General features: G+C 64.8%; 18 protein-coding genes and 2 other RNA genes. 7 read left to right on the forward strand and 13 right to left on the reverse strand.

Annotated features, from left to right (window positions below; all coding sequences use genetic code 11):
- Positions 1-31: 31 nt before the first annotated feature.
- Both XdyCFBP7245_RS10230 and XdyCFBP7245_RS10235 read left to right on the forward strand, forming a co-directional pair.
- The gene (locus XdyCFBP7245_RS10230; RefSeq protein ID WP_055852962.1) at positions 32-349 is read left to right on the forward strand and encodes a DUF1820 family protein; all 318 of its coding nucleotides are present in this window, start codon (positions 32-34) and stop codon (positions 347-349) included.
- Complete coding sequence (locus XdyCFBP7245_RS10235) at positions 349-1,332, forward strand: D-2-hydroxyacid dehydrogenase family protein (RefSeq protein WP_104615561.1); 984 nt, start codon at positions 349-351, stop codon at positions 1,330-1,332. Before XdyCFBP7245_RS10230 ends, XdyCFBP7245_RS10235 begins: the two co-directional genes overlap by 1 nt.
- Positions 1,333-1,962: 630 nt before the next feature.
- Here XdyCFBP7245_RS10235 and XdyCFBP7245_RS10240 read toward each other — a convergent pair.
- Complete coding sequence (locus tag XdyCFBP7245_RS10240) at positions 1,963-3,522, reverse strand: S41 family peptidase (RefSeq protein WP_104615562.1); 1,560 nt, start codon at positions 3,520-3,522, stop codon at positions 1,963-1,965.
- Positions 3,523-4,027: 505 nt separating this feature from the next.
- Positions 4,028-5,332: a murein hydrolase activator EnvC family protein gene (locus XdyCFBP7245_RS10245; protein WP_104615563.1), complete on the reverse strand. Its 1,305-nt coding sequence runs from the start codon at positions 5,330-5,332 to the stop codon at positions 4,028-4,030.
- Between the two features lie 97 nt (positions 5,333-5,429).
- Between XdyCFBP7245_RS10245 and XdyCFBP7245_RS10250 the strand changes: the two genes are divergently transcribed.
- A complete protein-coding gene (locus XdyCFBP7245_RS10250) occupies positions 5,430-6,086 on the forward strand; it encodes a hypothetical protein (protein ID WP_104615564.1) in 657 nt (218 codons plus the stop codon).
- A gap of 55 nt (positions 6,087-6,141) precedes the next feature.
- Positions 6,142-7,968 carry a M28 family metallopeptidase gene (locus XdyCFBP7245_RS10255; protein ID WP_104615565.1) on the forward strand — a complete coding sequence of 609 codons (1,827 nt, stop codon included), beginning with the start codon at positions 6,142-6,144 and terminating at the stop codon, positions 7,966-7,968.
- Between the two features lie 264 nt (positions 7,969-8,232).
- On the opposite strand, the gene XdyCFBP7245_RS10260 is transcribed toward XdyCFBP7245_RS10255, so the two are convergent.
- Positions 8,233-8,676 (reverse strand): PepSY domain-containing protein, encoded by a 444-nt coding sequence (locus tag XdyCFBP7245_RS10260; protein WP_170068600.1) that lies wholly within the window; start codon positions 8,674-8,676, stop codon positions 8,233-8,235.
- Positions 8,677-8,922: 246 nt separating this feature from the next.
- Positions 8,923-10,035 (reverse strand): glycoside hydrolase family 5 protein, encoded by a 1,113-nt coding sequence (locus XdyCFBP7245_RS10265; RefSeq protein WP_104615566.1) that lies wholly within the window; start codon positions 10,033-10,035, stop codon positions 8,923-8,925.
- Between the two features lie 402 nt (positions 10,036-10,437).
- Between XdyCFBP7245_RS10265 and XdyCFBP7245_RS10270 the strand changes: the two genes are divergently transcribed.
- Positions 10,438-10,513, forward strand: a non-coding RNA gene (locus XdyCFBP7245_RS10270) — sX9 sRNA.
- A 22-nt stretch (positions 10,514-10,535) separates the two neighbouring features.
- Here the strand turns inward: XdyCFBP7245_RS10270 and XdyCFBP7245_RS10275 are convergent.
- Both XdyCFBP7245_RS10275 and XdyCFBP7245_RS10280 read right to left on the reverse strand, forming a co-directional pair.
- On the reverse strand, positions 10,536-11,585 hold the full coding sequence (locus tag XdyCFBP7245_RS10275; RefSeq protein ID WP_170068601.1) for a glycoside hydrolase family 5 protein: 1,050 nt from the start codon (positions 11,583-11,585) through the stop codon (positions 10,536-10,538).
- A 670-nt stretch (positions 11,586-12,255) separates the two neighbouring features.
- Entirely contained in the window at positions 12,256-13,332 is a 1,077-nt protein-coding gene (locus tag XdyCFBP7245_RS10280) for a glycoside hydrolase family 5 protein (RefSeq protein ID WP_104615567.1), read from the reverse strand.
- Between the two features lie 305 nt (positions 13,333-13,637).
- On the opposite strand from XdyCFBP7245_RS10280, the gene XdyCFBP7245_RS10285 reads away from it, so the two are divergent.
- The gene (locus XdyCFBP7245_RS10285; protein ID WP_104615568.1) at positions 13,638-14,696 is read left to right on the forward strand and encodes an NAD(P)-dependent alcohol dehydrogenase; all 1,059 of its coding nucleotides are present in this window, start codon (positions 13,638-13,640) and stop codon (positions 14,694-14,696) included.
- 160 nt (positions 14,697-14,856) lie between these two features.
- Here the strand turns inward: XdyCFBP7245_RS10285 and XdyCFBP7245_RS24485 are convergent, their stop codons facing one another.
- From XdyCFBP7245_RS24485 to XdyCFBP7245_RS10315, 5 genes are all read right to left on the reverse strand, one after another.
- Entirely contained in the window at positions 14,857-15,684 is an 828-nt protein-coding gene (locus tag XdyCFBP7245_RS24485; protein WP_244907797.1) for a hypothetical protein, read from the reverse strand.
- A 32-nt stretch (positions 15,685-15,716) separates the two neighbouring features.
- The gene (locus XdyCFBP7245_RS10300) at positions 15,717-17,198 is read right to left on the reverse strand and encodes an FAD-dependent oxidoreductase (RefSeq protein ID WP_104615570.1); all 1,482 of its coding nucleotides are present in this window, start codon (positions 17,196-17,198) and stop codon (positions 15,717-15,719) included.
- A 582-nt stretch (positions 17,199-17,780) separates the two neighbouring features.
- A complete protein-coding gene (gene gltB, locus XdyCFBP7245_RS10305) occupies positions 17,781-22,253 on the reverse strand; it encodes a glutamate synthase large subunit (protein ID WP_104615571.1) in 4,473 nt (1,490 codons plus the stop codon).
- 210 nt (positions 22,254-22,463) lie between these two features.
- Positions 22,464-22,540, reverse strand: a non-coding RNA gene (locus XdyCFBP7245_RS10310) — sX9 sRNA.
- A 60-nt stretch (positions 22,541-22,600) separates the two neighbouring features.
- A complete protein-coding gene (locus XdyCFBP7245_RS10315) occupies positions 22,601-22,981 on the reverse strand; it encodes an I78 family peptidase inhibitor (protein WP_104615572.1) in 381 nt (126 codons plus the stop codon).
- A gap of 56 nt (positions 22,982-23,037) precedes the next feature.
- On the opposite strand from XdyCFBP7245_RS10315, the gene XdyCFBP7245_RS10320 reads away from it, so the two are divergent.
- On the forward strand, positions 23,038-24,351 hold the full coding sequence (locus tag XdyCFBP7245_RS10320; protein WP_211287675.1) for a DNA topoisomerase IB: 1,314 nt from the start codon (positions 23,038-23,040) through the stop codon (positions 24,349-24,351).
- 132 nt (positions 24,352-24,483) lie between these two features.
- Here the strand turns inward: XdyCFBP7245_RS10320 and XdyCFBP7245_RS10325 are convergent, their stop codons facing one another.
- Together XdyCFBP7245_RS10325 and XdyCFBP7245_RS10330 are read right to left on the reverse strand one after the other, a co-directional pair.
- On the reverse strand, positions 24,484-25,407 hold the full coding sequence (locus XdyCFBP7245_RS10325; RefSeq protein WP_104615574.1) for an MlaA family lipoprotein: 924 nt from the start codon (positions 25,405-25,407) through the stop codon (positions 24,484-24,486).
- Between the two features lie 73 nt (positions 25,408-25,480).
- On the reverse strand, positions 25,481-25,693 hold the full coding sequence (locus tag XdyCFBP7245_RS10330; RefSeq protein ID WP_115584238.1) for a hypothetical protein: 213 nt from the start codon (positions 25,691-25,693) through the stop codon (positions 25,481-25,483).
- Positions 25,694-26,075 lie beyond the last annotated feature (382 nt).

Here is a 26,075-nt window from a genome sequence, read left to right on the forward strand (position 1 = left end):
TCCATCGCGATGGCGCGCCTATAATCGGCGCATGTCCAAGCCCTTGTACAAAGTCACCTTTCTCAATCACGGCAAGGTGTACGAGCTCTACGCGCACGAAGTGACCGGCAGCCATCTGTGGGGCTTCAACCAGATCGGCGAGCTGGTGTTCGACGTGCACGACGGCCTGGTGGTGGATCCCACCGAAGAACGCCTGCGCGAAGAGTTCGGCAATACCAAGACCTTGCACCTGCCGATGCAGAGCATCGTGCGTATCGAAGAAGTGGAAAAGAAAGGCCAGTCGGTGATCCGCGATGCCACCACCGGCGACAAGGTGGTGGCCTTTCCGGTGCCGACCAAGCCACGTTGATGCGCATTCTGGTGCCCGACGATTACCAGGGCGCAGTGCGTCAGCTGCCCTGTCTGCAGCGGCTGCAGGGCCACGATGTGCAGGTGCTCGGTGCATTGGCCACCGATCCCAACGAATGGGCCGAGCGCCTGGTCGAAGCCGATGCGCTGGTGCTGATCCGCGAACGCACCCGCGTGGACGCGACGCTGTTGCGGCGGTTGCCGCGGCTCAAGCTGATCAGTCAGACCGGACGCGTGGGCACGCATGTGGATGTGGCCGCGTGCACCGAGTTCGGGGTGGCGGTGGCCGAAGGTGTCGGTTCGCCGGTGGCGCCGGCCGAGCTGACCTGGGCGCTGATCCTGTCGGCCAGCCGCCGCCTGACCGAGTATCAGCGCGCGTTGCACCAGGGCCGCTGGCAAGCGATTGGCGACCCCGGCCTGGGCCGATCGCTGCATGGGCGCACGCTGGGGATCTGGAGCTATGGGCGCATCGGTCAACGCGTGGCCGGGTTCGGGCGCGCGTTCGGCATGCAGGTGCTGGTGTGGGGCGGCGAAGCATCGTGCGCGCAGGCGGCGCGCGATGGATACGCGATTGCGGCCAGTCGCCAGGAGCTGTTCGAGAGCAGCGATGTGCTGTCGCTGCATCGCCGGCTCACCGCGCAGACGCGCTATCAGGTGACTGCGCAAGACCTGGGCCGCATGAGCTCCGATGCCTTGCTGGTCAACACCAGCCGTGCCGAATTACTCGCCCCCGGTGCATTGCTGGCCGCACTGGATGCCGGCCGGCCCGGGCAGGCGGCGGTGGATGTGTTCGAGCGCGAGCCGGTGGACCCGCGCGACCCGCTCCTGCAGCACCCGCGCGTGCTGGCCACACCGCACCTGGGGTATGTGGAGCGCGACAGCTACGCGCTGTATTTCGAAGCGGCCTTCGATAATGTGCTGGCGTTTGCCGCCGGCACCCCGCGCAATCTGGTCAATCCTGAAGTGTTGGCGATGACGCGCTAGCGCGTGTTTCGCGTGGTGAGTCGAATATGCATGCGCGAAGAACTACGCACGCGAAGGCGCAGCGATGCGCACAGGAAAGCATGGACAGGGTTGCAAGCGCGCTGGATTGGGTCGGGCTTCAACCAGCGTCCGACACGGTGCTGCAGGCCGCAGGCATGCCCGTGCAAATGGTCGATCTGCAAAGAGCGACGATTGCGCGATCAATGCAGCTCTGAGCGAGTGATTGAACGACGAATGCGCCGCATCGAACGCGCTGTTTCTGCCGAGCAGGCGCGCAAACGCGCGATTGTTTCCGCGCAAATATCCACGCGTAGCGTGCAGCGACATTCCGTCCGGAATGGCGATAGCGCCTCTAGCAAAAGCAGCATTCCGCCAGTGACTGGCGCTGCCACTCACTCACACGATGACGAACATTCGGGATACGCCGCGTCGTGCGCGTGTTCTGCACTGCAGCCATTACGGCAGTCATCAAACGATGCAGCGTCAAACGCGATACCCGCAGCACGCACTGCCTGTTCTGCAATGCGACGCCAGGTTTGATCGGACGGCTGCACACACTGGCGCGCACGCGGCCGGTGGCAGGCGTGCGATCTGCATAGAGCCGACCGCACACGCATCTTTTCGCGCCGCTTATTTGGTCGGTTCGACCGGTGCCGGCGTATCCGTAGGCGCGACCGGTTCCGCAGGTGCTGCGGGCTTGGCCGGGTCAGCTGGGGTGGCTGGCGTGTTTTTTTCCTTTGGCGCTGCCGGCTTGGCTGGGTCGGTTGGCTTGGCCTTGTCGGTCGCCGCCGGATGCGCGGCTGCCGGCTTGGGCTCGGTGGCCGCCTTGGTGGCTGCCCTCGCCTTCTGTGCGGCCTGGGCTTTTGCCTTGAGCGCGGCCTGCGCCTTGGCGGCCGAGCCGGGCTGCTTGAGTTCGGACAGCGCTGCAGCAATCGGGCCATCGCCCTGCAGCACATCGCCGGCGCTATAGCCTTCTTCGCCTTCGTCGTCGCCGCGCAGGTGGCCTGGCAAGGTGGCTTCGCTGTAGTCGGTCAGGCTGGCCGGCACGTCGGCGTCGCCCGGCTGCGGTTCGGGCATGAGTTGCACTTCCGGCACGATGCCGCTGGCCTGGATCGACTTGCCGCTGGGCGTGTAATAGCGCGCGGTGGTGAGCTTGACCGAGTCGCCGTTGTCCAGCGGCAGCACGGTCTGCACCGAGCCCTTGCCGAAGGTGCGGCTGCCGATGATGCGCGCGCGCTGGTTGTCGCGCAGCGCGCCCGCCAGTACTTCCGACGCGCTGGCCGAGCCGGCGTCCACCAGCACCACCACCGGTGCACCGCCGAGCAGGTCGCCCGGAGTGGCATCGAACTTGGCGTCGCTGATCGAGATGCGCCCGCGGGTGCTGACGATGTTGCCCTTGTCGAGCAGATCGTCGGCCACCTGCACCGCCGAGGTCAGCAGACCGCCCGGGTTGCTGCGCAGATCCAGCACCAGCCCGCGCAACTTCCCGCCGGCCTGCAGTTGCTTGAGGTTTTTCTGGAAATCGGCACCGGTATCGGCCTGGAAGGTGCTGATGCGGATATAGCCGTAGCCCGGCTCCAGCACCTTGCTGCGCACGCTGGCCACGCGGATGGTCTGGCGCTGCAGGGTCACATCGAACGGCTTTGGCGTCTTGTCGCGCACGATGGTCAGGGTGACCTTGCTGCCGGATTCGCCGCGCAGCGGTTCCATCGCCTTGCTTGCATCGATCGGCTTGCCGTCGATGGCCACGATCACATCGCCTGCGCGAATGCCGGCACGCGCCGCCGGGGTGTCGTCGATCGGCGCGATCACCTTGAGCGTGTTGTCCTGTTGCTGCAGCAGCTCCACGCCGATGCCGTCATAGGCGCCGGTGGCCTGTTCGTCGAAGGCTTCGGCATCTTCCTTGTCGAAATAGGTGCTGTGCGGGTCCAGGTCCGAGAGCAGGCCGCGGACCGCAGCGTGCATCAGCTTCTTGTCTTCGACCGGGTCGACATAGGCCTGCTTGACCGCGTTGTACACCGCCACAAAGCGGCGGATTTCGTCCAGCGGTACCTTGGAGACGGCGGCTTCATTGGCTTCCGGATCGTCCGCAGTGGCCTGGGCGGCGGCGGCGGGACGGGCGGTCTGCGCCCAACCAGGCGACGCGAACAAGGCCAGCGACAGGGCAACGGACAGGACGGCTACGCGCATGAAGCACTCCGACAAAGAGATAAGACGCCCCGCACGACGGAGCTGAGCGGATTATGCGCGAAGCAGCGGTAAATCCGCGTTGAATTGCGCGCAGGTTGCAGGGGCCGTTCGGTCGCGCCCAGCGGGCTGGCCACACAAACGTGGAGGTGCCAGGCTTTGGCGCCGGCCGGTCGCTGCCATCCGCGTGCGGCCCGCGTGCAGCGCATGGGGATCTGGCTGCATCTATCCGTCGGCGACAGAACGCGGTGTCAGGCACTGCCCCGGTGCGTCTCCGCACACCGCCGCGCTGCAAGATCCTGCGGGATTGGTGGCATGGCGCAGCGGCCAAACACGCTGCATCGGTGCGATGCCGCCCCAACACGCTGGCGAGCAGCGCCTGGTCGATGCGATGACCGGACCCTACGCGACACCGAACCGACGCTGATCAGCGAGTACGGCAACGACCGGCCGTGCGTGAGCGATCTGTGCGATGCCCAGTGTCTGGACACGCGCACGCACGCAGCGATCAGCGCCGCTGCAACCAGCTCGACGGGTCGACAGGCTGCCCATTGCGCCGCAATTCGAAGTACAGCGCCGGCACGCCCTGCCCGCCCGAACTGCCGACCTTGGCCACCGCTTCGCCGCGTTTGATCGCCGCACCGGCATCGCGCAGCAAGGTGTCGTTGTGCGCGTACAGGCTCATGTAGCCGTTGCCGTGGTCCACGATCAGGATCATGCCGTAGCCGGTCATCCAGTCGGAAAACACCACCGTGCCGTCGGCCACCGCGGTGACCGTGCTGCCCTTGGGCGCGCCGATCAGCACGCCCTTGCTGGTGTGACCGTCGGGCAGCGTGGCGTTGAAGCGTGCCAGCAGATTGCCCGCCACCGGCCAGCTGAGCCCACCGACCTTGGGCGCCGGTGCAGTGGCGATGACCTTGGGCGGGGTCTTGCCGGGACGCTCCGGGCGATCGGTCTTGCCGCGCTTGGCCTGTGCGGCGGCTTCGGCGGCCGCGCGCTTTGCAGCCGCGCGGCGTTCGGCTTCGGCCTTGGCCGCGGCCGCGCGCAGATTGGAGAGCAGTTGCTCCAGCGACTTGGCATCCTGGCCCAGCGCCTTTTCGCGCTCGGCCCGTTGTTTGTAGCGATCGTCCAGCTGCGCCACGGTAGCCGCCTGCTGCGAGCGGTCCTTCTGCAAGGTGGCCGCCTGCGCCTTTTGTTGCGCGCGCGCGGCGTCCAGCGCCTGGCGCCGGGTGGCGATGTCCTGTTCCACCTTGGTCAGCGCATCCAGCTGCGTGGTCAGCGCGTGGATCCGCTGCGCGCGTGCGTTCTGCACGTAGCGGTGATCGGCGAGCATGCGGTTGGCATCGCCTACCGTATCCTGCGACAGCAACACCTTCAACGGCGCGTTGCGGCCTACCTGATCGGCGGCGCGCAACAATGCGGCCAACTGCACGCGCTGGTTCTGCAGGCCGCGCTGCAATTGCGCGCGGTCCTGCTGCAGCGTGGAAAGATGTTGTTCCTGTGCACGCATCGCCGCTTCGGTTTCGCTCAGGGCGCGCGAGGTCTTGGCGACCTTTTCGTCGGCCTGGCGCAGTTGCTGCGCGGCGGTGCCGCGCTTGCCTTCCAGCTCGCGCCGGTCGGCGCTGATGGTCTTGAGCTCATCGCGCAGCTGCTGCAGCTTGCGCTCGGTCTCGCGCTGGTTTTGCGCGCCCGCGCCGGCGCTGCCGAGCAGCATGCAAGCCAGCACGCTCGCGGCCAGCCAGCTGCGCCCGACGCCGGTGGCGGAGACGGAGACGAGCGGCGGACGCGGCAGCGGTGCGGGCGAAAGGGGCAACGAAAGGTCCAGTGACTTCAGGCAGGTGCGCGATTGTAGCCAAGCATGGTGTGATCGCCGCCACGCCCAAGACAGCCGCCACCGCGCGAGGTTCAGCATGAAGCTCCAGTATCTCCTCTTGGCATTGTCCCTGGCCGGCTCAACCGCCTGGGCCGATGAGGGCATCAGCAAGGTCAACGGCAGCATCAGCGCCGAGGCCGGCAAGACCTACGGCGGCCTGGAAACGGTCAACGGCTCCATCGAGATCGGCGCCGGTGCGCAGACCAGGGATGTGGAAACGGTCAACGGCAAAATAACGATCGGCGATGGTGCCCGCACTGGCGGCGTGTCCACGGTCAACGGCGCGATTTCGCTGGGCCAGAAGATCACCGTCTCCGGTGGGCTGGAAACGGTCAACGGCAGCGTGTTGGTCGAGCGCGGCAGCCAGGTCAGCGGTGGCGTGGAAACGGTCAACGGCAGTATTGGCCTGGTCGAAACCGACCTCGGCAAGGACATCGAGACGGTCAATGGCGACATCACCGTGGGCGTGGGTTCGCATGTGCATGGCGGCATCGAGGTGACCAAGCCGAACTTCAGCTTTTCCTTCAAGCCCTCGCGCAAACCGCGCGTGGTGATCGGCCCCAAGGCGGTGGTCGATGGGCCGCTCCACTTCGAGCGCGAAGTGGAGTTGTACGTGCATCGCACCGCCAAGATCGGTGCGGTCACCGGTGCCACCGCACGCAGCTTCGATTCGGACGTGGCACCCAAGGACTGACGCGCTCACCACGCGCACGTTCTAAGATCGGGACTCCGCTGCACGAGGAGTTCCGATGCCCCGCAAGATCCTGTTGTGCCTGGCCGCGACCCTGGCCCTGGCCGGTTGCAAACGCGAATCGGCCGACACGCCGTCTGCACCGGCTGTGCAAGCGCCAGCCGATACCACGCCCAGCGCACCGGTCAGCCGGCACGTGTTCTCGCCGGAGCTGACCAGCGGCGACTTTGCCGAGCTGGTCAAGACGCTGGCGTCGGACGAGTTCGAAGGACGCGGCCCGGGTACGCCCGGCGAAGAAAAGACCGTGACCTATATCCGCGACCAGATGCAGCGCATCGGCTTGCAGCCGGGCAATGGCGATAGCTGGTTCCAGGAAGTGCCGATGGTGGAAACCACCGCCGATGCGGGCACCGCGCCCAGCCTGCGCAGCGGCGAGCAGACCCGCACCCTCGCCTTCGGCACCGACATCGTGGTGGGCACGCGCACCGGACAGCCCGAGGTCAAGCTGGACAATAGCGAGCTGGTCTTCGTCGGCTACGGCGTGGATGCGCCCGAGCAGCAATGGAACGATTACGCCGGCCAGGACTGGAAAGGCAAGACGGTGGTGATGTTCGTCAACGACCCGGGCTTCCATACCGGCGATGCCAAGTTGTTCGACGGCAAGCGCATGACCTATTACGGGCGCTGGACCTACAAATTCGAAGAGGCCGCGCGCAAGGGCGCAGCGGCGGCGTTGATCGTGCACGACACGCCCGGCGCCAGTTACGGCTGGGACGTGGTCAAGAACTCCTGGTCCGGCCCGCAATACGATCTGCCGGCCAAGGACGACCCGGATCCGCGCCTGCCGGTACAGGGCTGGATCAGCGCCGACACCGCCAAGCAATTGTTCGCCAACGCCGGGCTGGACCTGGCGCAGGCCTACAAGGACGCCAGCAAGCGCGGCTTCAAGCCGGTGCCGCTGAAGGCCAGCTGGTCGGTGGACCTGAAGAGCAGCATCGCCGAAAAGACCTCGCGCAACGTGGTCGGTGTGCTGCCCGGCAGCAGCCACGCAGACGAGGCGGTGCTGTACATGGCGCACTGGGATCACCTGGGCAAACATCCAGGCGAGAGCGGCGACAACATCTACAACGGCGCGGTGGACAACGCAACCGGCGTGGCCGGCATCCTGGAAATCGCCGATGCCTTTGCGCATCAAGACCCCAAGCCGGCGCGCTCGGTGGTGTTTGTGGCAGTGACGCTGGAAGAATCCGGTTTGCTCGGCTCCAAGTACTACGTGGCCAACCCGAGCTTCCCGTTGGACAAGATCGCTGCGGTGATCAACCTGGACGCGATGTCGGTGGCCGGGCGCGCACGCGATGTCACCGTGGTGGGCATGGGCAGCTCGGAACTGGAAGACATCCTCAAGCCGATCGCCGCGATGCAGGGCCGCACGCTGCACGCCGAGGCCACGCCGGAAAGCGGCTCGTACTTCCGCTCGGACCACTTCAACTTCGCCAAGGCCGGCGTGCCGGCGCTGTATGCCGATGGTGGCGAAGACCTGCGCGACGGTGGCACCGCAGCCGGACGTGCGGCCGCCCAGGATTACGGCCGCAATCGCTATCACGCGCCGGGCGACGAGTACGATGCGGCCACCTGGAAGCTCGACGGCACCATCGAAGATCTGCAAGCGGTGTACGGTGTCGGCAAGCAAGTCGCCGCTGGCGATAGCTGGCCCAATTGGTACCCCGGCAACCCGTTCAAGGCCGCACGCGACCGCATGCTGGCCGGCAAGCCGGGCGCAGGCGCCGCGGCAGCGCAGCCTGCCGCAGGCAACACCGATCCGAAGAATGCGAAGCCAAACAATGCCAAGCAGGCAGATGCAAAGAACGCCGCGCCTGCGCGGTGAGGGATGCTGCGTGCGCTGTGGTGCAGGCGCTGGCAGCTGAAGCGAGTGGCGCGCAAGACAAAGGGCCTCCAATTGGAGGCCCTTTGCTTTCAGTCGTGCTTGGTGGTTAGCGATGCGCAATGGTTAGCAATGGAGCGCCGGCTGGCACACACGCTGGCGTCGCCAAAATCTGCATCGATACGGTGCGGGCTGCAACTGCGGGTCATCAACCAGCGCAACCAGCGCACTGCCCTGCCCGCCCGACGCACCCGCGCTCAAACACACTCAGTCGTTGTCGACACTGACCACGTGCCCATCGTCGGGATCCACGTGCAACTCAACCTTCTGCCCGTTGCGCTTTGCATCGGCCTTCCACAGGCCGTCCTTGAACTTGAGGTCGTGCACGTCCGCATAGCCGCCGGTGGACAATGCCGCACGCACGTCGGCGTCGCTCAGTCGCGACGTGGTCTGGTCGCCATAGACGCGGCCCGTGACCGGATCGATGTGCACATCCACATCCTTGCCATCGCCGCTACGGGCATCGGCGGTCCACACGCCGTGCTCGAACTTGACGTCGTGCACCTTGGTGTAGCCCTTGGCGGTCAACATGCTGGTCACCTCGTTGGAGGTGAGCGCCTTGGCCGGCTTGGCGGCGTCCTGCGCAAAGGCGCCATGCGAAACAAGCGTCAATGCGCCGATCAGTGCGGTGGTCATCATGCGATGTGCCATGGTTAGGCTCCTGCTGTGAAGTGTCGCCATGCTGGCCGTCGCGGGATCGTGGCGGGGTGAAAACATCGACTATTCAGTGAGAAAAATTCAGTTAACTGAAAAATCGCGGTCGCTCTTCATCGCTCCTGCACTCTGGATTGACATTCCGGTTTCAGTGCGTCGGCATCGCATGACAGATGTCGACCACCGCCGCTCAAGTCATCCAATGAAAAAAGCCGCCTTGCGGCGGCTTGTCATCTCGCGTGTTCAGCGCGTTGTGCGCGCCGCAGGTGCGGGTGCAGCCAGACGTGCAGCGGCAGTGCCGGGTGCACGGGTTGCGCGTGCGGCCTGTGGCGAAAGAATCGTCATCTGCGGTTTGTCGGTGCCGTCCTTGTTCGGATGCACGTTGTATGCGTAGGACAGGTTCCACCACGAACCGGCCGCCCACCACGTCCAACCCAACCACACGTCGGCATTGCTTTCCATGTAGCCGAGCATGCCTCGCAGCGCCTCATTGCAGACCTGGTTATTGGCGGTACCGAACTCGGCCAGAAAGCCGCGCTTGCCATTGGTGCGCAGCCATGCGGTGAAATTGCGCAAACGCTCGGCGCCGATAGTGGAGCTGACGCACACACTGCTGGTGCCGCTGGAATCGGCGTCCAGATACTGATGCACTTCGAATGCGTAGCGGTTGAGCGGATCCTTGATGGCCGCCAGCGCGGTGGCGTTGGAGTAGCCATCGCTGGTGGGCGAATACCAGCTGTGCGCCCCGGTCCACAAGGCGCCGGGCACCAGGATCAGATTATTGGCACCTGTCCTGCGAATCGCATCGATGGCGGCCTGCGCGGTGCTGGCCCATTCGCTTGACGAGATATTGTTGGGCTCGTTCATCAGCCCGAAGATCACCGTGTTGTCGCCATTGAATGCCAGCGCAAGACGGCGCCACAGGTCGGTAAAGGTGGCCACCGGTACTTCCGGTCCGCCAATCCTGTAACCGTAATACTTGGCGTAATTGTGGATATCGATCACCAGATACATGCCTGCGGCCTTGGCGCGCGCCACCGCCTGTTGCACCAGCGCCAGCTGCGCCGGATCCAGTTCGCTGCGCGCGCTGGGTTGCAGACGTTCCCACAAGATGGGCAAGCGGATCGTATTCATTCCGACGCCGGCGAAATACGTGTAATCGCCGGCCGAGGCGTACATATAGTCCTTATTGAGTACGCCCGGTTTTTTGGAGGATGCGAATTCGGCGCCGGACAAATTGACGCCGGCATAAGTCAGTGCATGTGTTTGCGCATGCGCGGACGACAGCCCGGCCAGCAACATGAAACACAAGGCGCACAGGGCAAGGTGGCGTAGTGAGAAAGAAGGACGTGACATGAAGCAACTCCTGGCGGGTAGATGCATCGCCGCCCCAATGGCGTGCGATCGGCGCGAGGTGCGCTGCATCTGCCTGTTGCAATGCATCACATGTGCCAAATCGTGGCATTTCAGGTATTTAGTCGCGAAATGCGAACTACTGCGCACTGAATGGGCAAGAAAACGGTGTATGCGTGTATGCCGGTTATCACCAGCCTGCGGTATTGGCCGGATACGTAGGGGTATGTGCCGAGATACCGGCGTTATTGGGCGATGCGTCAGTTGTGTGGCGCCATCGCAGCGGCGCGGCCATGCGGCATGTCAATAAACACGATGCCGTCGCGAGCACGGCATCGCTGATAAAGTGACTCATGAAACAAAGATGCGCCTACCAAACCGGCGCGGCCGGAGCCGGAAATCGGCGTGTCCCACCCTGACACGCCGGTTCCGATGCGCCAGCACCACCCGCTTGGCAATCGCTCGTTACGTTTTACGGATCGCTCCAAGCGGGCTGACGTGAATCAGCGTGCGATGCGACGCGCATGCGCACTCAAGATGGACATCTGCGGTTTGTCGCGTCCGCTGCTATCGGGCTGCAGATTGAAGGGGTAATCGGCACGCCACCAGGCGCCGGCCGCCCACACGCTGGAACCCAGCCAGACATCGCGGTTGGCCTCCAGATACCGCAGCATGCCATCGAGCGCGCGCATGCAGGTCGGGTTGGTTGAGGCGCCAAATTCACCCAAGAATCCACGCTTGCGCTTGAGACGCAGCCAAGCGGTAAAACTGCGCAAGCGCTCCGCACCGATGGTAGCGCTCACACAGCCGGCGCTGGTGCCGCTGGAGTCGGTATCCAGATACTGGTGCGCCTCGACGGCGTAGCGGTTGAGCGGGTCGTGGATCGTGGCCAGTGCCACAGCATTGGATTGCCCGGCGACGGTGGAATACCAACTGTGCGCTCCGGACCACAGTGCGCCAGGCACCAGGATCAGGTTGTTGGCGCCGGTGGCGCGGATGCCGTCGATCGCTGCCTGCGCGGCAGCGGCCCAGTTCTGCGGCGCAATGTCGTAGGGCTCGTTCATCAGCCCGAAGATCACCGCGTTATCGTTCTTGAAGGCCACCGCCAACCGCTTCCACAGGTCGGTGAAGGTGCTGATCGGCACGCGCTGGGTGCCGATCTTCTGCCCGTAATATTTGGCGTAGTTGTGGATATCCACGATCAATACCATGTGCGCGGCCTTGGCGTTGGCCACGGCCTGCTGGATCAGCGCCAGCTGTGCGGGGTCCAGTGCGCCTTGCGGCTTGGGTTGCAGCCGCTCCCACAACACGGGTAGTCGCACCACGTTCATGCCGGTGTTGGCGAAGTGCTGGTATTCGCCGGGAGTTGGGTAGCGATAATCGACAGTGACGACGCCGGGGCGTTTTGCCGAGGCGATTTCTGCGCCGGACAGATTGATGCCTGCATAACGCAGTGCACCGCTTTGCGCCCGCGCGCGGGGGAGCGCAGCCAGCAACAGCACGGCCAGCGCACAGCACAGCAGCTGGCGCGGCCAGGTGGGGGAGGGGGACATGGGGAACTCCTGAAGCATCTACGGGGGGAGATGCGCTGCATCGCAGTTGTTCGCAAGCACACGCATCGACCTCAGCCTATGCGCATCTGCCGCGCGCAACTACGGATGCGAGGTATCACTGCAGCAAGCTGTGCGGTGCTTCGCAGTTGCGAGCTGTTTTTGTCGATGCACTGCGCACGTTGCGAGAACGCCTTGAATCAGCGGCTCTGCTGTAACTTCGCAATGGTATTGGTCGCATCAATGCATCGGTGTTGAAGCGATGACAGAGACTGCGCCAACGCTGGCGTGCACGGACACGCACGACGCAACGCGCGTGCGCACACGTGCCTGCATGCGCCGAGCACTGCAATCGCGTAGCACGCGGTGCGGTGATTGTGCTTTGCGCGCCTAGCGGGCGATGCACCGCCGTGATGTTGGTCGATGGCGGTGCATCCATCTTCAAGATGGCAACGCTCTCGGCGACAACGGCAGCTGCATCCACCGAAACCGGACCTGCAGCATCGGCGTGCCGAGGTCCACATCGCGCCAACTTTCGTCTACCGCCTGGCTGCCATCGATCAGCTGCTGTGCTGCCCGATATCCAGCCGGAACCGTGGACACTGCAAGGCGACGCAAAAAAAGCGGGCGATCACATAGCATCGCCCGCGTTTTGCCGCTCACACCGCTGCCATCAGCGCTTGCTGGCGCGGCGTGCGTACTTGCTCAGAATCTTGATCTGCGGCTTGTCGCTGCCGTCCTTGCCGGGCTGCACGGTGAAGAAGTAATCCGGCTTCCACCAGGCGCCTGCGGCCCACCAGGTCCAGCCCAGCCACACGTCGCTGTTGTTTTCCATGTAGGTCAGCATGCCTTCCAGCGCCTTGTCGCAGACCGGATTGTTGGCGGTGCCGAATTCGCCCAGAAAGCCCTTCTGCTTGTTCTCGCGCAGCCAGTCGGTAAAGCCACGCAGCTTTTCTTCGCCCACGCTGTCGCTGGTGCATTCGGGCTTGGTGCCGCTGTAGTCGTTGTCCAGATACTGGTGCGCTTCGAAGGCCAGGTTGTTGCCGGGGTCCTTGAGGATGGTCAGCGCCTTGGCGTTGGAGCCGCCGTAACTGTTGCTGCGCCAGCTGTGCGCGCCGGTGTAGGCCGTGCCCGGCACCAGGATCAGATTGCGGGCGCCGGTCTTGCGGATCGCGTTGATCGCACCCTGCGCCGCCATGGCCCAGTCGGTTGCGGAGATGCCGTTGGGCTCATTCATCAGCCCGAAGATCACCGACTTGTCGTCCTTGAACTCCAGCGCCAGCCGCCGCCACAGATCGGCCAGTGCGGTAGCGGACACTTCGTCGGTGCCCAGGCGCTTGCCGTTGTATTTGGCGTAGTTGTGCAGATCCAGGATCAGGAACTGCTTGTTCGCCTTGGCCGCTTCGAGCGATTTCTTGATCAGCCCAAGCTGCGCGTTATCCAGTTCGCCGTTGAGTTGAGGTTGCAGGCGCTCCCACAGAAACGGCAGGCGGATCGTATTCATGCCCTTGCCGGCGAAATAGCTGAAATCCGATGCGGCCGGGTAGGTGTAATCCTTGAACAAGGTGCCGGGCTTCTTGCGCGAGTTGAACTCGGCGCCGGACAGATTGACGCCGACATATCTCAAGCCGGCAGACTCCTTGTTCGGACCATTGGGCTCTTTGGCGTGCGCCAACGGCAGTGCAGCGAGCAAGGTCAGTGCGAGCGCGGCGCGACGTAAACTCGGGAATTTTTGGGGAGCGCGGAACATGGAAGCCTCCTTCGGCATCGACGTGGGTGGCCGCGGGGGAGGGCACGGCCAGCTGGAATGGTGCAGGGCGATCGGGTAGCTGATGAGCCTAGAAGCTCGCGCGTTAGCGTGCCATTCACGCCTGCAACATGGATTTGATCGGGATAGAACACCTGCGCAGCGCATGATGTTGCTCCGGTAGCGTTCGCAACACGACACACAAGACGCACTGTCGCAGGAGCGCGACGGGTCGCTGTCTTAAGCTACCGACTCGATTTTCTTCTGTTGTTCGCATGTGCGAACGACATCACGCCCCGGAGCCTCCCATGAGCCAAGCCCACGCCTTTGCCGCCCAAGCCGCCGACCAGCCGCTTGCCCCGTTCGTGTTCGAACGCCGCGCGCCCGGCCCCGACGATGTGCAGATCGAGATCGCCTATTGCGGCGTGTGCCATTCGGACCTGCATACCGCACGCAACGAATGGCACAACACGCGGTATCCGGCGGTGCCGGGCCACGAGATCGTCGGCCGTGTGACCGCCGTCGGTGATGCCGTCACCGGCTTCAAGGTTGGCGACCTGGCCGGCGTCGGCTGCATGGTCGACAGCTGCCGCAGCTGCGCCTCCTGCCAGGAAGGCGAAGAGCAATACTGCGAAGCCGGTTTCACCGGCACCTACAACGGCCCGATGTTCGGCGGCGGCGAGAACACCTACGGCGGTTACTCCGACCATATCGTGGTCGACCAGAAGTACGTGCTGCGCATCTCGCACACCGACAATCTGGCTGCCGTGGCGCCGCTGCTGTGCGCCGGCATCACCACCTATTCGCCGCTGGCGCACTGGAAGGTGGGCCCGGGACAGAAGGTGGGCGTGGTCGGCCTGGGTGGCCTGGGCCACATGGGCGTGAAGATCGCCAAGGCGATGGGCGCCACCGTGGTGCTGTTCACCACCTCAGAGAACAAGCGCGCCGATGCGATGCGCCTGGGCGCCAGCGAAGTGGTGATCTCCAAGGACGAAGCGCAGATGGCGGCGCAGTACAACACCCTGGATTTCATCCTCAACACCGTGGCCGCCCCGCACAACCTGGACCCGTTCATCAATGCACTCAAGCGCGACGGCGCCATGGTGCTGGTGGGCGTGCCCGAGGAATCGCACCCGTCGCCGGCCGTGTTCAACCTGGTAATGAAGCGCCGCACCCTGACCGGCTCGCTGATCGGCGGCATCCGCCAGACCCAGGAAATGCTGGACTTCTGCGCCAAGCACAACATCGTCTCGGACATCGAAACCATCCGCGCCGACCAGATCAACGAGGCCTACGAGCGCATGCTCAAGAGCGAAGTGAAGTACCGCTTCGTGATCGACATGGCCACGCTGGATAAGGCAGCCTGATTCGCGATTACGTTAGTTTGCCACCGTCTACGTCCTCGCTGGACGTAGACGGTGGCGGGACGTAAACAGTCGTGGACACGTGGCTTCGGTCGAAATGCCACTAACCTTTCTGCTAGCTAAGCAGAAAGATTACACATACGTTATATTGGTTGGACGAGACTTATTTAACTTTGAAATCAGAAAATATAGGAAGTAGGCCGTCAACTGCAGCCTCTACCCGTTGTTGTCTTACTTCAATCTGATTTAGAAGCTCAGTGACGTCTGTAGTAACACCAATTTCGTTTTTTAGTGCGGCCATTAACCTTGCTTGTGCCGGCTCCATGTACTTAACTTGAGTTTTGACTACATCCAAGAACTGCACATGCAAAGCATTGTGATTTTCCCATGCTTGGTCGCGTTCTTGCCTGTGTCTACTGTATTGACAGTGAAAGTGGTCAAATGATCGCTGAAGTGCAGCCATACGACTGGTGTCAGGATGACCGGACTCGTTTTGCGCCATCATCTCTGCATTAATGCGCTGCAGCTCTTGCATATTCTGGTTGTAAAAATGATCCGCGATCCCAATTTCGGATTTGAGTTCATGCATAGGCTTTGCAGCCGCCATTAAGTGAAACAGTGACTCTGTGAATGATGCGCTTAGCTCATCTGCCTGTTTCATTACTTCGGAACCGCCCACTAGTTGCACCCTGGCAAGCTGTGAAATAACAGCTTGGATTGGCGCCGCGAACTCCGGTGAGGTAGGGTCCTTAACTGATAGCGCACCAAGGTGCCCTTGCAAAGCGGTGATGTCGCTGTAGAGCTGCAGATAAACTTCCTTACGTAGGCTGCCGAGGCGGTCCTTAAGTTTCTCGGCCGCGTCGTGCTGTAGCTGCATACGTAGACGGCGAGAAGTACTCCAATTTGAAAGCAAAACTCCTGCTAGTGAAATCGCAGCAGCGATGATTCCAGACCAGACAACCGTTGGAATACTTAGGCCTTCAAACGCCATATGTAGGTACCATCAGCAGAACCCCATAAGCCTCAAGTCGCAGCCGGCTCCTTGACCTGCGCTTTGACGCCCAGCAGCTGCACGATGCTTGCCGCCGCATCGCGGCCTTCGGCCACGGCCGTCACCACTAGGTCGGCGCCGCGCACGCAGTCGCCACCGGCGAACAGGCGCGGGTTGGTGGTCTGGTAGGGCAGGCGGCCGTTGCCGTCTGCGGGAGCGACGATGCGACCGTTGCTGCCGGCTTCCACGCCTTGCGAGGCAAGCCATTCGGGCAGGGTCGGGGAGAAGCCGAAGGCGATGATCACCACGTCCGCTTCCAGCAGCGATTCGCTGCCTTCCACCGGCACCGCGTTGCGGCGGCCGCTGGCATCGGGTTCGCCGAGGTGGGTTTCGACCACGGTGACGCCAATGGCTTCGTCGTCGGCGCCGGATTCGATCGACAGCGGCTGGCGGTTGAACAGGAAGCGCACGCCTTCTTCGCGCGCATTGGCCACTTCGCGCGCCGAGCCGGGCATGCTGGCTTCGTCGCGGCGGTAGGCGCAGGTGACCTTGGCCGCGCCCAGGCGGATGGCGCTACGCACGCAGTCCATGCCGGTGTCGCCGCCGCCCAGCACCACCACGCGCTTGCCGTTGAGGTCGGGCAGGGCCATCTGGTCTTCCCAGCCGGCGATCGGGCGGCCGTGCGGGTCGTTGCCGCTGACGATGCGGCTGTTCTGCACCAGGAACGGCAGCGCCGGCAGCACATTCTTCAGGTCCTGCCCGGGCAGGCCGCCATCGGTGTAGCGGTAGGCGCCTGTGCCCAGGAACACGGCATCGTATTCGCCCAGCAACTGCTCGATGCTGACGTCGCGGCCGATCTCTACGCCCAGGCGAAACTGCACGCCCATGCCTTCGAGGATCTCGCGACGCTTGCCGATCACCGACTTGTCCAGCTTGAAGCTGGGGATGCCGAACTGCAGCAGCCCGCCGATCTGCTCATAGCGGTCGTAGACCACCGCTTCGATACCGGCGCGCGCCAGCCGGTCCGCACACGACAGCCCGGCCGGGCCGGCGCCGATTACCGCCACGCGCCAGCCAGTGGGCTGCACGTTGCCCAGATCCGGGCGCCAGCCCATCTTGAAGGCGGTGTCGACGATGTACTTTTCCACCGCGCCGATGGTGACCGCGCCGAATTCTTCCAGCGTGCAGCTGCCTTCGCACAGACGGTCTTGCGGACACACGCGCCCGCACACTTCCGGCAGCGGGTTGGTGGAATGGCACAGCGCGGCGGCCTCGATGATGCGATCTTCCTGCACCAGCTGCAGCCATTGCGGGATGGCGTTGTGCACCGGGCACTTCCAGCTGCAGTAGGGGTTGCCGCAGTCCAGGCAGCGGCCGGACTGGTACTGCGCGTCGGCCTTGTCCAACTTGCCGTACAACTCGCCCCAGTCGCCGGACGTGCGCAACTCCACCGGGATGCGGGTGGGCATTGTTCGCGGCAGGTCGAGGAATTGGAAGGCTTGCTTGCGGCTCATAAGAAAATCCGTGGCTGATTCCCTTCTTCCGTGTAAGGGAGAAGGTGCCCCAAGGGGCGGATAAGGGTCGGCGAGGCCTGTGCCCTCACCCCCGGCCCCTCTCCCGCAGGCGGGAGAGGGGAGTGCTGCGATGACTCTGACGATGCGCTGTCAGCATTGCGATTGCGGGCATCCTTCTCCCGTGTGCGGGAGAAGGTGCCCCGAAGGGGCGGATGAGGGTTGCGGGCCAGAAGCCCTCACCCCCGCCCCCTCTCCCGCAGGCGGGAGAGGGGAGTACTGCGATGATTCTGACGATGCGCTGTCAGCATTGCGATTGCGGGCATCCTTCTCCCGTGTGCGGGAGAAGGTGCCCCGAAGGGTGCGGATGAGGGTTGCGGGCCTGTGCCCTCACCCCCGACCCCTCTCCCGCAGGTGGGAGAGGGGAGTACTGCGATGATTCTGACGATGCGCTGTCAGCATTGCGTTTGTCCTTCTCCCGCGTGCGGGAGAAGGTGCCCCGAAGGGGCGGATGAGGGTTGCAGGCCTGCGCCCTCACCCCCACCCCCATCCTCCTCTCCCGCAGGCGGGAGAGGGGGGCACAACTCAGGCGGCGCGCCGCAGCGACTCGGTCAGCGACTCGATGCTGGCGGCCTTGGGTTTGACCAGCCAGAACTTGCCGATGTAGTCGCGGAACTCGTCCAGGATCTGCTGCGCCCAGATGCTGCCGGTCAGCTCGCGGTGGCGGCTGATCAGGGTGTGCAGATGCTGGCGATGGTTCTCGAAGCCCTCGGCGGAGACGCGGTGGATGTCGATCAGCTCGTGGTTGTAGCGGTCCACGAAGTCGCGTTCGATATCCAGCACGTAGGCCAGGCCACCGGTGAAGCCGGCGCCGAAGTTCAGGCCCACCTTGCCCAGCACCAGCACCACGCCGTCGGTCATGTATTCGCAGCAATGGTCGCCGGCGCCTTCCACCACCGCCAGCGCGCCGGAGTTGCGCACCGCAAAGCGCTCGCCGGCGCGACCGGCGGCGAACAGCTCGCCGCCGGTGGCGCCGTACAGGCAGGTGTTGCCGACGATCGGGGTGCTGCGCGCCTCGAAGCGCGCGCCACGCGGCGGACGCACCACCAGCCGGCCGCCGGCCATGCCCTTGCCGACGTAGTCGTTGGCCTCGCCTTCCAGCTCCAGCTGCAGGCCGCCGGCGTTGAACGCGCCGAAGCTCTGCCCGGCGGTGCCGCGGAAGCGCAGGTTCAACGGCGCATCGCTCATGCCGTGGTTGCCGTGCGCGCGCGCGATGGTGCCGGACAGGCGCGCGCCGATCGAGCGGTCGGTGTTGTGGATCAAGAAGCGATGGTCGCCGCCGGTCTTGTTGGCGATGGCATCGGCAAGCAGGCCGTCCATCTGCGTGGCCAGGCTGTCCGGCGATTCGTACAGGCGCTGGGCGGCGCAATGGCTACCGTCGTAGCGCGCATGGGTGAGCAGGCGCGACAGATCAACCTTGACGCCTGCGCGCGGGGAGACCTCCAGCTGCTCCAGCAGATCGGTGCGGCCGACGATTTCATCCAGCGAACGCACGCCCAGGTACGACAACCACTGCCGCACTTCTTCGGCCAGCAGGCGGAAGAAGTGCTCCACACGCTCCGGCAGACCGGTGAAGTAGTTCGCACGCAGGCGCTCGTCCTGGGTGGCCACGCCGGTGGCGCAGTTGTTGAGGTGACAGATGCGCAGGTATTTGCAGCCCAGCACGATCATCGGCGCGGTGCCGAAGCCGAAGCTGTCGGCGCCCAGCAGCGCGGCCTTGACCACGTCCAGGCCGGTCTTCAGGCCGCCATCGGTCTGCAGGATGGTGCGCTCGCGCAGGTCGTTGGCCACCAGCGCCTGGTGCGACTCGGCCACGCCCAGTTCCCACGGCACGCCGGCATAGCGGATCGAGCTGACCGGGCTGGCGCCGGTGCCGCCGTCATGGCCGGACACGGTGATCAGATCGGCGCCGGCCTTGACCACGCCGGCAGCAATCGTGCCGACGCCGGCATGCGCGACCAGCTTCACCGACACCAGCGCGGTCGGGTTGACCTGCTTGAGGTCGTAGATCAGCTGGGCCAGGTCTTCGATCGAATAGATGTCGTGATGCGGCGGCGGGCTGATCAGGCCGATGCCAGGCTTGGCGTAGCGCAGGCGGGCGATCAACTCGTTGACCTTGTGGCCGGGCAGCTGGCCGCCTTCGCCGGGCTTGGCGCCCTGGGCGACCTTGATCTGCAGCACTTCGGCGTTGACCAGGTATTCCGGGGTCACGCCAAAGCGGCCGGAGGCCACCTGCTTGATCTTGGAGCGCTTTTCGGTGCCATAGCGGGCCGGGTCTTCGCCGCCTTCGCCGGAATTGCTGCGCCCGCCCAGGCGGTTCATCGCAATGGCCAGCGCCTCGTGCGCTTCGGGCGACAACGCGCCCAGGCTGATCGCGGCGGTGTCGAAGCGGCGCAACACATCTTCGGCCGGGGCCACCTCGTCCAGCGGGGTGGGGGTGTCGGCACGCTTGAGCTGGACCAGATCGCGCAGCGTGGAGGCCGGGCGCGAGTGCACCGCGTCCACGTATTTTTGCCAGTCCTCGGCATCGCCGGTACGGGTGGCGCGCTGCAGCGTCATGACCACGTCCGGGTTGTACATGTGGTACTCGCCGCCGTGCACGTACTTGAGCAGGCCGCCCACTTCCGGCTTGAGCTGGTCGTTCCAGGCGCGTGCGGTGAGCTCACGCGCCTCGGTGTCCAGCCGCCCCAGATTGACGCCACCGATGCGTGCGGGGGTGTCGGCGAAGCACAGCTCCACCACGTCCGGGTCCAGCCCGACGATCTCGAACAGCTGCGCGCCACGGTAGCTGGCGATGGTGCAGATGCCCATCTTGGAGATGATCTTGGACAGGCCCTTGTAGATGCCCTTGCGGTAGCGGCGGCCGATCTGCGACTGCTCACCGCCCTTGCTCAGCTGCAGGATGCCGCGCCGGCCCAGGTCGAACAGGGTCTGGTAGGCCAGATACGGGTACACCGCGGTGGCGCCGAAGCCGAGCAGGCAGGCCATGTGGTGCGCATCGCGCGCGGTGCCGGTTTCGATGATCAGGTTGACGTCGCAGCGCAGGCCCACCTTGCACAGGTGGTGATGCACCGCGCCGGTGGCCAGCAGCGCATGCGCCATCGGCCGGTCCGGCACCGGGTAACGGTCGGACAGCAGCAGCATCACCGCGCCGTCGCGCGCGGCGGCTTCCACTTCCTGGCAGATGCGCTCCAGGCCGGCCTTCAGGCCTTCTTCGACGCTGTAGGACAGGTCGATCAGGCGATTGCGCGCGACGTACTGCTCCATCTTCAGCAGCTGACGCAGCTTGCGCTGGCTGAGCACCGGCGAATTCAGGATGACGTGGTTCACCGTCTCCGCACCGGCATGGAAGATGTTGGTCTCCTTGCCGAGCTGGGTGGTGAGCGACATCGCGATGCCTTCGCGCAGCGGGTCGATCGGCGGGTTGGTGACCTGCGCGAACGCCTGGCGGAAGTAGTCGTACAGCGGCCGGGTCTGGCGGCTGAGCACCGCCATCGGGGTGTCGTCGCCCATCGAGCCGGTGGCTTCCTGCTCGGTCTCGGCCAGCGGGCGCAGGATCTGCTCCACTTCCTCGGTGCTGAGCTGGAACAGCTTGTGGTAGCTGCGCAGGGTTTGCTCGCTGAAGGGTTCTTCCACCAGCGAGGGGTCGATCAGCTCGGTCTGCAGATAGGTCACGCCCTGCTGCAGCCATTGCTTGTACGGCGCACGCGCACGGTTGATGCGGTCGATGGCATCGGAATCGAGCAGGTCGCCGCGCTTGAGATCGATCGCCATCATCTCGCCCGGGCCCAGCTTGCCCTTGCGGGTGATGCGCTCGGCCGGCAGCTCCCACACGCCGGCCTCGGAGGCCACCAGGAAGTGGCGGTCGGAGGTCAGCATCCAGCGCGCGGGGCGCAGCCCGTTGCGGTCAAGCATGCAGGCGGCATAGCGGCTGTCGCAGGCCACGATGCCGGCAGGGCCGTCCCACGGCTCGGTGTTGAGGCCGTAGAACTCGTAGAACGCAGCCAGGTCGGCGTCCTTGAACTCCAGCGACTGGGTCGCCGGCGGCACCAGGATGCGCAGCGCCTGCAGCAGGTCCATGCCACCGGCGATCAGCAGCTCCAGCATGTTGTCCAGGCTCTGCGAGTCCGAACCGTGCATGGAGATCACCGGATCGAACTCGGCGATATCGAAGCGCGGGGTCTGCCACACCTTGCTGCGCGCCTGCGCCCAGCGGCGGTTGCCCTCGATGGTGTTGATTTCGCCGTTGTGCGCGAGCAGGCGGAACGGATGCGCCAGCGGCCAGCGCGGCAGCGTATTGGTGGAAAAGCGCTGGTGAAACACAATCGCGCTGGACGACAGATCGCTGCGCTGCAGGTCCGGGTAGAACGTGCTCAGCTTGTCCGGCAGCACCATGCCCTTGTAGCTGATGCCGTTGGGCGAGAGCGTGGTGACGTAGAAGTTCTCCACCTCACGCAGCGCCTGCTCGGCGCGGCGGCGCGCCAGAAACAGCGCCAGGGTGAAGCCGTCTTCGGTCTGTTCGGCACCGGCATCGACAAACACCTGCTCGATGCGTGGCAGGGTGTCGCGCGCCAGCTGGCCGCACACGCTGTCGTCGGTGGGCACCACGCGCCAGCCGCGCAGCTGCACGCCGGCAGTGTGCAGCTGCGCTTCCAGTTCGGCGCGACAGCGCGCTGCCTCGGCTTCGTCCAGCGGCAGGAACACCACACCGGCCGCATAGCGCGTGCCCAGCGGGATGCCGGCATCGCGGGCCAGCCCGCGCAGGAAGGCATCGGGTTTGCGGATCAGCAGGCCGCAGCCATCGCCGGTGAGCCCGTCGGCGGCCACACCGCCGCGGTGGGTCATGCGCGAGAGCGCCGCAATCGCGGTGTCTACCAGCGAACGGGAAGGCTGGTCGTCCAGCTGGGCGACCATGCCAAAACCACAGGCGTCGCGTTCGTCGCGCGCGCTGTTGTAGAGACCGTAGTCGTTGAGCCCTTGGCGAGTGCGGGGGGCCATGTCTGCCTCTTTGCGATCTTGGGAGAGCGGCGACGACGTTGCACCGCTCGATCCGTGGAGCGTTTCGAAGAGGTCACCGGATGATCGACTAGACCACAGTTGATGCGGTGCCGCAATACACCGTTACAGCTGCAACGAGGCCTGTCGCAATCCCTTGTGCCAGCTGGCTTGGCGCCTGTCGGGCGACAGGCGCCAGCGCAGCCCTGGAGTGGCTAACAAAACGTAGCGAGCAGTCGTCAGGTGGGTGTGGACGGCGCGCTCAGAACCGGAGTGGACGCGTGGACCATGCCGCACCGAGCACCGACCGCGCCCGCCTGGCGGCTACACAGTAGGGTTGTTAGCTGCTCTTAGCCACAACGCACCGCGGTGATGATGTTCTTGGCGTCCACTTCGAAATTGAGCCGTTCGCCGTTGAATTCCATCGTCACCATCTGACCGGGTTTGAGCACGCGCACCGACTTGGCGCCGGCGTCGCTGCGGGCCTGCTCGCCCACCGCATCGGTGATGGGCTGGCCGACCAGCGACTGCACCTGGGTGGCGTCGCAACTGCCGATCGGCGGCGCTTCCGGCGCTGCATCCGGCACCGGCGCGGACGCTTGCTCGGCCGCCTGCTGTGCGTTGGCCGCGACGGCTTCCTGCTCATCGGGTTGCGGTTTATTGCAGGCGGTCAATGCAGTCAGCACGACCAAGGTGCAAGCCAGGCGGGCAATAGGCAGGACAGCGCGCATCGATGACTCCAGCAAAGGGGGATGCCCAAGCATAAGCACAAAGTTGCGCCGCGGGCATCGCTTGCCCACACGGCGTTGTCGTTGCGTTGACGCGGCCTAGCGCTGCGCGGCCCAACAATCGGTGCCAGTCCTTCGACCTGTACGCAATGAAAGCCAAACGTGTTGTTCGCAATGTCGCCGCCACGGCCAGTGCCGCCGGCACGCTCGCCACCGCCGCCACCGGTGCGGTCGTCGCAACGGCCGCCGTCGCCACCGTGGCCGCGGTGGCACAGGCCAAGGCCACCGCGCGGGCGGCAGGGCTGACCTATGTCAACGATCAGCAGCCAGGCATCAGCCGGCGCAAGGCGGGCAAGAGCTTCAGCTACCGCAGTGCCGACGGGCAGCGCATCGCCGATGCCGACACCTTGCAGCGCATCCGCGCGTTGGCCATTCCGCCTGCCTATACAGAGGTGTGGATCTGCGCTAAACCCAACGGCCACCTGCAGGCCACCGGGCGCGACGCGCGGCGGCGCAAGCAGTACCGCTATCACGCCGATTGGGCGCAGGTGCGTGGCGAAGGCAAGTTCGAGCGGGTAATCGCCTTCGGCACGGCACTGCCCAAACTGCGGCGGCGCTTGCGACGCGATCTGGCGCTGCCCGGCTTTCCGCGTGAGAAGGTGCTGGCGATTGTGGTCGCGCTGCTGGCCGACACCTTGGTGCGCGTGGGCAATGCCGAATACGCGCGCAGCAACCGCTCGTACGGGCTGACCACGTTACGCAACCGCCACATGGAATTTTTGAAAGGCGGGCGGGCACGGCTCAAATTCCGCGGCAAGAGCGGCCAGGATCACGACATCGAAGTGGACGACAAGCACCTGGTCAAACTGATCCGGCAATGTCAGCAGCTGCCGGGGCAATCGCTGTTTCAGTATCGCGACGACGACGGCCAGCTGCAGCCGGTGGATTCGGGCGAGGTCAACGACTATCTGCGCGAAGCGATGGGCGAGGATTTCACCGCCAAGGATTTCCGCACCTGGGGTGGCACGCTGGCCGCCTTGCAGCGCCTGGCGCGGTTGCCGCTGCCCGAGCGCAGCAGCGAACGCGCGCTCATGCAGGTGCAGAACGATGTCATCCGCGAGGTAGCCGATGCGCTGGGCAACACGCCATCGGTGTGTCGCAAGGCCTACATCGACCCCTGCGTGGTCGAAGGCTGGCGCGCCGGGCAACTGCAGGCGATGGCCAGCGGCGTGCGCGGCGAGCGCCAGTGGGAAGCGGCCACGCTGCGCTTTCTGACCGACTCGCGCAGCACGCAACGCAAGGCCACCAAGTCAGGCAAGGCGGCTACGCCGAAGCCTAATCCCAAGCCCAGCCGCCGTAAGCGTGCTGCGTGATGCTGCGAATCTTTGCGAGAGCGCTGGTGAGGTCGTTGGGAGCCACAGGCTGCTTGCTGTGACTGGCAAGCTGCTGATCCAGCGCGTGAACGCCTACACTGAGTTACCGCGCACGCATCGCGTTGGCTGCGATCAGTCGTCTGCAATCTGCTTTTCACGGCGCTGCGCCCAGGCATCGCGCACGAAGCTGTAATCGTCCACGGCATCGCGTCGCAGCGCGTCCATCGGCAGCATCCGTGCGCGGCCGTCGGTGAGTTGCAGGCCGATCAGGGAATTGGCAACGCGCGCATTGTTCATGTAGTTGATCGGCGTCAGCTGCTGGTCGGCGACGCGACCAAAGGTATCGCGTACCGTGCCTGGCCCCAGGATCGGCATTACGAAGTAGCGCGAGTTGTCCCAGCCCCATGTCGCAAATGCTTGTCCGACATCCTCGTTATATTTGGGCATGCCGAAGCGGCTGGCCGGATCGAACAGCCCGGCGACCCCAACGGTACTGTTGACCACGAAGCGCCCAAGCGACTGCGCTGCCTTGACCGGGCGGCCCTGCAACACCTGACTGACCGCAGTGCCCGGCTGACCGAAATTGGAAAACATGTTCCTGATCCCGGTCTTGACCGGCTTGGGTGTGACCTTGTCGTAGGCGACTGCGACGGGACGGAACAGCACCTTGTCGGCACCGTTGTTGAATGCGTGGATCTTGCGGTTGTAACCCTCCCACGGGTCGCGCACCGGTGCGGCACTGTAGAGCGCTTGCGCATCCTGCTCGGCGGCGGTAATGGGAGCGGCCGCTGCAGACACGGCGGGAGCTGCAAGTGCTGCATCCGGCGATGCCGGCGCTGCGTCGCCAGCATCGCTATCGATGGGGCGATCGCTCGCTACCAGCTGTTGATCGGACGGGCCAGGCAGCGGCTGCGCAGCGGGCGGCATCACCAATGTTGCCGTCGACGCCGGGCCGATCGAGGTCCGCATCGATGTCTGCGGCGCGGCGGGGCGGCTCGCGCAAGCCGATAGCAACAGCAGCGTGCCGGCAGCCACCAGGTAACGGGGAATCGTCATTGCAGGGTCCTTGTGGGGTAAGTGATGCAAGGGAGAAGGGCACGACACAACCGCGACCAGCTGCGTGATCGCCCTAGGTCAGCAGGCGGCACATGCACGACCACAGCAACGGGCCGGCCCACAACACGGCGACTGCGCCGCCGGCAATGCCGGCCATCCAGCGCAGCTGCGTCAGCCGCTGACGCCTGGCGTGGTGATGCTGCAGATCTGGCAGGTCCTGCCATGCCTGCCGATTGCTGGTGGGCGACGGCCGCCGTGAAACGGTGGAGGGGCGTTGGGAAATCATGCTGCGCTCCGAAGAGATGAGGCTGCAGTCGCTCGACACCGCATCGGCCTCTGACGAGCGGCCAGATGGATGCGATGGCGAGGTGGCGGTGCTGCAGCGAGGTTGCTGGAAGTGATCCTATGGATTCGCTGCGGATCACGTTTTAAGAGTTTTTTGATCGCTTGCCATTGATAGGCATGCGTTCACGAATACCTTCTGCGAGCGTGTACCGGACGACTCGATCGGCTCCGGCACAAAGGCGGCAGGTAACGCGTGGCGTGGTATCGCGCATACGCCTCGATTTCCCGGATAGCACATGCTGGACATGCAGCGATGCGGGTGGACGACATGCATCACTGCACGGCATGGGCCTCATACGCTTCGTCCGGCGTGCTGCCGATAC

The organism is Xanthomonas dyei (assembly GCF_002939865.1).
In the GTDB taxonomy this organism is placed as follows: Bacteria; Pseudomonadota; Gammaproteobacteria; order Xanthomonadales; family Xanthomonadaceae; genus Xanthomonas; species Xanthomonas dyei.

Excerpts from the sequence above, each read along its gene's own strand:
- XdyCFBP7245_RS10230 (WP_055852962.1), top strand. The coding sequence starts at position 32 with ATGTCCAAGCCCTTGTACAAAGTCACCTTTCTCAATCACGGCAAGGTG.
- XdyCFBP7245_RS10235 (WP_104615561.1), top strand. The coding sequence starts at position 349 with ATGCGCATTCTGGTGCCCGACGATTACCAGGGCGCAGTGCGTCAGCTG.
- XdyCFBP7245_RS10240 (WP_104615562.1), bottom strand. The coding sequence starts at position 3,522 with ATGCGCGTAGCCGTCCTGTCCGTTGCCCTGTCGCTGGCCTTGTTCGCG.
- XdyCFBP7245_RS10250 (WP_104615564.1), top strand. The coding sequence starts at position 5,430 with ATGAAGCTCCAGTATCTCCTCTTGGCATTGTCCCTGGCCGGCTCAACC.
- XdyCFBP7245_RS10255 (WP_104615565.1), top strand. The coding sequence starts at position 6,142 with ATGCCCCGCAAGATCCTGTTGTGCCTGGCCGCGACCCTGGCCCTGGCC.
- XdyCFBP7245_RS10260 (WP_170068600.1), bottom strand. The coding sequence starts at position 8,676 with ATGGCACATCGCATGATGACCACCGCACTGATCGGCGCATTGACGCTT.
- XdyCFBP7245_RS10265 (WP_104615566.1), bottom strand. The coding sequence starts at position 10,035 with ATGTCACGTCCTTCTTTCTCACTACGCCACCTTGCCCTGTGCGCCTTG.
- XdyCFBP7245_RS10275 (WP_170068601.1), bottom strand. The coding sequence starts at position 11,585 with ATGTCCCCCTCCCCCACCTGGCCGCGCCAGCTGCTGTGCTGTGCGCTG.
- XdyCFBP7245_RS10280 (WP_104615567.1), bottom strand. The coding sequence starts at position 13,332 with ATGTTCCGCGCTCCCCAAAAATTCCCGAGTTTACGTCGCGCCGCGCTC.
- XdyCFBP7245_RS10285 (WP_104615568.1), top strand. The coding sequence starts at position 13,638 with ATGAGCCAAGCCCACGCCTTTGCCGCCCAAGCCGCCGACCAGCCGCTT.
- XdyCFBP7245_RS24485 (WP_244907797.1), bottom strand. The coding sequence starts at position 15,684 with ATGGCGTTTGAAGGCCTAAGTATTCCAACGGTTGTCTGGTCTGGAATC.
- XdyCFBP7245_RS10300 (WP_104615570.1), bottom strand. The coding sequence starts at position 17,198 with ATGAGCCGCAAGCAAGCCTTCCAATTCCTCGACCTGCCGCGAACAATG.
- gltB (WP_104615571.1), bottom strand. The coding sequence starts at position 22,253 with ATGGCCCCCCGCACTCGCCAAGGGCTCAACGACTACGGTCTCTACAAC.
- XdyCFBP7245_RS10315 (WP_104615572.1), bottom strand. The coding sequence starts at position 22,981 with ATGCGCGCTGTCCTGCCTATTGCCCGCCTGGCTTGCACCTTGGTCGTG.
- XdyCFBP7245_RS10325 (WP_104615574.1), bottom strand. The coding sequence starts at position 25,407 with ATGACGATTCCCCGTTACCTGGTGGCTGCCGGCACGCTGCTGTTGCTA.
- XdyCFBP7245_RS10330 (WP_115584238.1), bottom strand. The coding sequence starts at position 25,693 with ATGATTTCCCAACGCCCCTCCACCGTTTCACGGCGGCCGTCGCCCACC.